Annotated in this window: 6 protein-coding genes; all 6 read right to left on the bottom strand. The window is 34.8% G+C overall.

Translation table 11 applies throughout. The annotated features are described in order from the left end of the window. Positions 1-98 precede the first annotated feature (98 nt). Positions 99-269 (bottom strand): hypothetical protein, encoded by a 171-nt coding sequence (locus KI369_RS13250; protein WP_212956249.1) that lies wholly within the window; start codon positions 267-269, stop codon positions 99-101. 93 nt (positions 270-362) lie between these two features. Next, a complete protein-coding gene (locus KI369_RS13255) occupies positions 363-524 on the bottom strand; it encodes a hypothetical protein (RefSeq protein WP_212956250.1) in 162 nt (53 codons plus the stop codon). 132 nt (positions 525-656) lie between these two features. Continuing rightward, entirely contained in the window at positions 657-1,268 is a 612-nt protein-coding gene (locus KI369_RS13260; protein ID WP_212956251.1) for a DUF2812 domain-containing protein, read from the bottom strand. Between the two features lie 13 nt (positions 1,269-1,281). After that, positions 1,282-1,596 carry a PadR family transcriptional regulator gene (locus KI369_RS13265; RefSeq protein WP_001078063.1) on the bottom strand — a complete coding sequence of 105 codons (315 nt, stop codon included), beginning with the start codon at positions 1,594-1,596 and terminating at the stop codon, positions 1,282-1,284. Between the two features lie 155 nt (positions 1,597-1,751). Continuing rightward, a complete protein-coding gene (locus KI369_RS13270) occupies positions 1,752-2,387 on the bottom strand; it encodes a hypothetical protein (RefSeq protein ID WP_212956252.1) in 636 nt (211 codons plus the stop codon). Between the two features lie 127 nt (positions 2,388-2,514). Then, positions 2,515-3,801 (bottom strand): transglutaminase domain-containing protein (locus KI369_RS13275; RefSeq protein WP_212956253.1); only part of this gene is annotated, 1,287 nt, incomplete at its 5' end.

Below are 3,801 nucleotides of genomic sequence, written 5' to 3' on the forward strand. Positions count from 1 at the left end.
ACTTGAACCATCTTAATTTTAATAATATGTATTGGACTCCCATCCAATTATTATTTTACCATGTTAAGTTGTTTTTGTTTATTGAGAAATACAATAATTTACTTGTGCTGGTTGTCTGTATGAGGTCTTTTTGTAGTCCATGCAGCGATTAACAAAAGAACAATAGCCGCGATAACACCTAAAAGTCCTTGCTTGAGCCACATAGATAATGCGGCATTTGAGCCAATGGCTAGAAACATAAGCATTACTGTGTATTTATTAAATCTCATTATAAGCAACCTCCTAATGGGACTACGCATAGGTAGAAAAGTATATATACTTCTCTACCTATCTTAATGTTACTTAATAAATGCTTGTTTTCATTATATATACAAAGAAATGAAACCGGCTATAACAACCAATGGCAGGATTACTGCGAGTATATTTTTTAGAGGGACACGTTTGTCTGGGACACCGGGGTGGATAACAAATGCAAGTAAAACAATTGCTCCAATAATACCTAAAATTGTCTGAATGATCATCATCCTCCTAAGGAATATTATTATCAAAATTATATCACATTCAAACGCTTACAAAGTAAATATCTTACAATTAAACCCGGATGTCGAAATCCAAAAAATCCCCTCAAAGCATCAGCTTTAAGGGGATTCATCCTATCATCTTCTCTCTTCATACAATCGATTTGCTTTATACGAACAAACTAAATACATAACAATTGCAGTAGGGATAAACAACCATGCAAAGCCTCTCATCAATGCTAATGGTGTTTCAAATAAGAATGACCATAGAAATGATACACCTTGCTTATCCCATAGTCCTGGCGTAAAATATAGTTCTTTCGGATTTGCAAGTGCTCCTAAATGAATCGTGTCATTAAACATAAATAGGATTAATATCGGAATAGAGCACATAGCTAATTCTAAAAATGTTTTAGATAGGCGTTTGTACTTCCCTGCTCGTGACATTTGATCTGAGAAAATGTCATCTTCACTTTCCTCATTTACCTTTTTAAAATAGTACGTACCTGACCACCGATTACCAGCTATATGCTCCCAACCGCTATCTTCAAAGAATGTGCAGTAATTCATAAATTCACTTTTTCTACTAAATACTCTATGGTCTATTCTAATCGTCGCATCTTCCGGCTCTGTATATCTAAATGTATAACCAAATGTAGTGCTTTCTAGTTGATAACCTTTCCAAGCCATCTCTTCTAACCATTTTTCCTCTTTCTCAAAGTCTAAAAAGAATTTCAATCTCCACATCATCGTTTCCCCCTAACTATACGTGTAATAAACTCTTTGTAACCGCAATAATGTGCTGCATTCTCATAAAGTCTAAGTGCAATACTTCTTTCCCGCGTTCCGTAATGACATACACTTTTCTTCGTTTATCTTCACTTTTTACCGATTCAATTAACCCCTGTTTTAATAAATTTTCAACCGCACCATACAATGTACCCGCTGCGATTTTCACTTGATGATTACTCAGTTCCTCCACCTTTTGCATAATTAAATAACCATGTGCTGGCTCTAATAAAGCTAAAAGAACGTAATACGTTGTTTCCGTTAATGGTAAATTTTTATCTCTATTCATAAAGACCTCCAATGTAACGATGAATATATAGCTAAACTATATAGTTAAACTGTATAGTTTGATTTTATACAGTTGGACTGTATATGTCAAATACAGAAATAACTTCATTACCCATAACAAAAACGCTACCTTTTTAAAAAGATAGCGTTTTTGTATTACCCTTGCTTATTCTTTGCCTTCATTTGCTCTTCATAAACAAACTTTGCGGTCATAAAATCGTTAGGAAAATCTCCCAACGCTTTCTTCATCACGTTCAATTCTTCTTGTGATTTGATCTCTACTCCGTTTAAGAAATCAAATGCTTTTGATTGTTCATCCGTAACAAAGTTTTGCGTCATATAATCATCTTGGAAGTCTTGCTTCGCTTTTTCTTTCACTTTGTTCATTGCATCTGTTTTATTTATACTTTTCACAGGATTTGCAAATGCGCCTGTAGGCTGTTCTTGTTTAGGCTCTTCTTTCGTTTCTGGCTGTGGAACCGGTGCTGGTTGTTGCTTCGGTTGTTCTTGTTGAACTGGTTGTTGTACTACTTGTTGCTCTTTTTTCGCTAATTCATCTTTTAACTTCTTAACTTGCGCATCAAGAGATTTATTTTCAGTTTCTAATACACTCTTATCACTTTTTAACTTTTCCATTTCTTCAAAATGCTCATCTACTACTTTATTGTATTCTTTCTCAGTGTACATTTTTTCACTAGTTGATGTAGTTTTTCCCTTCGTCATAACTACATTAATAATTACAAGTAACACTATAATTCCTATTAACGTAGCGACAATCTTCTTTTTTTTCATTATTAATCCTCCAAAATGTAAAATTACCAAAATCATCATAACAGATACCTTTATGTTCTTTTGTCACATTATGTCGAACTAAAATAATAAAAAAAGCATCTGAAACAGATGCTTTTTCTCATTCTCCCTACATAAACGTAATCGTCACTAAAGAATATCCTTCTTTCGCATTATACGGCTCAGCTTTATAAGAAACACGGCTTGCTCCTTGCGGATAACCGATTTCTCCAATTACTTTTTTTACATCTTGCAATGCGCCATCCATTGATTGTTTATAAAGGATTTCAATCTTTGGTGACTTTTCGTTATAACGTTGCTGCATTTTATTTTTGAATTCATTATAGTTGTTTGCAATATATTCATTTCCTAAATAGTTTAACTTTGTATCTTTTAATATTTGCTGATATGCAGGGGTCTTCGTACCACCTGCCGCAATTTTATTTGTTAATGTACTATAATAATTTGTTGTAGCTTGCGGATAATCCCCGCGGTTCCACTCATGATTTCTTGCGATTTGCTCATCAGATAAGTTGAAATAAGAATACGTTACGCGGCCTTGTTCATCTGGCACCGGATCATCGAATGTTGTATCAAGGTGATACCATTTGTTTTCGATTTTAACTAAATTCCAAGCATGAGGCTGACCGTCTCCAGTTCCTACTACAAAATGATTCTCAATTCCAGCTTCTTTTAATAATTGATAGGTTAATAGTGCATAACCTTGGCAAACCGCAGAACGATTTACAAGTGCTTCATATGCTGTGTAAGCTTTATAAGACGTATCATAAGAAACGTGTTTTACGACATAATCATGAATCGCCTTCACCTTTTCGTGATCATCCATTCCAACTTGCGTAATAGAAGAAACGATTGCCTTCGCTTGCTTCATTACATATTCTGTTTGTTCCTTCGTTTCACGGTATGTAATCTTTAACGTAAATGTATAATTTCCAGGTGACCCATTAAGTCCATATGAAACATTCGATCTATTATAATTCGTATACTCATTTTTACTTGCCACTTCTTTATAGGCGTTGAAAAGTGTATTCATCACTTCTTTTGTATTACTGTTTGTTGTTTTATACGGCAATGTAATATTCGTTTCATACGCATTAATACGCTTCTGCACTTCATCTTTAAAGGCTGCTAATAATGCCGCATCTCCTGTATCTTGCACCGCAACCGCAGGCTTTTTATATTGCAAAGCATTATATAAAAACTGTGCATACTGTTCACGCGTTACCGTTTTAGCAGGTTCAAATTTCCCGTCGCCTGTCCCAGATGCAATCCCGTTTGACTGCACCGCACTAATTGCACCTTCTGCCCAAAAACCATTCGGAACATCATTAAATGTATGCTTTTGCTTAGCTGAAACTTGAAAAGCATTTTTAATAATTTGCGCCATTTCTGCACG

Origin of the sequence: Bacillus sanguinis, from assembly GCF_018332475.1 — a bacterium.
GTDB classification, from domain to species: Bacteria; Bacillota; Bacilli; order Bacillales; family Bacillaceae_G; genus Bacillus_A; species Bacillus_A sanguinis.

Coding starts and splice junctions, on each gene's coding strand:
- KI369_RS13250 (WP_212956249.1), bottom strand. CDS start 269: ATGAGATTTAATAAATACACAGTAATGCTTATGTTTCTAGCCATTGGC.
- KI369_RS13255 (WP_212956250.1), bottom strand. CDS start 524: ATGATGATCATTCAGACAATTTTAGGTATTATTGGAGCAATTGTTTTA.
- KI369_RS13260 (WP_212956251.1), bottom strand. CDS start 1,268: ATGATGTGGAGATTGAAATTCTTTTTAGACTTTGAGAAAGAGGAAAAA.
- KI369_RS13265 (WP_001078063.1), bottom strand. CDS start 1,596: ATGAATAGAGATAAAAATTTACCATTAACGGAAACAACGTATTACGTT.
- KI369_RS13270 (WP_212956252.1), bottom strand. CDS start 2,387: ATGAAAAAAAAGAAGATTGTCGCTACGTTAATAGGAATTATAGTGTTA.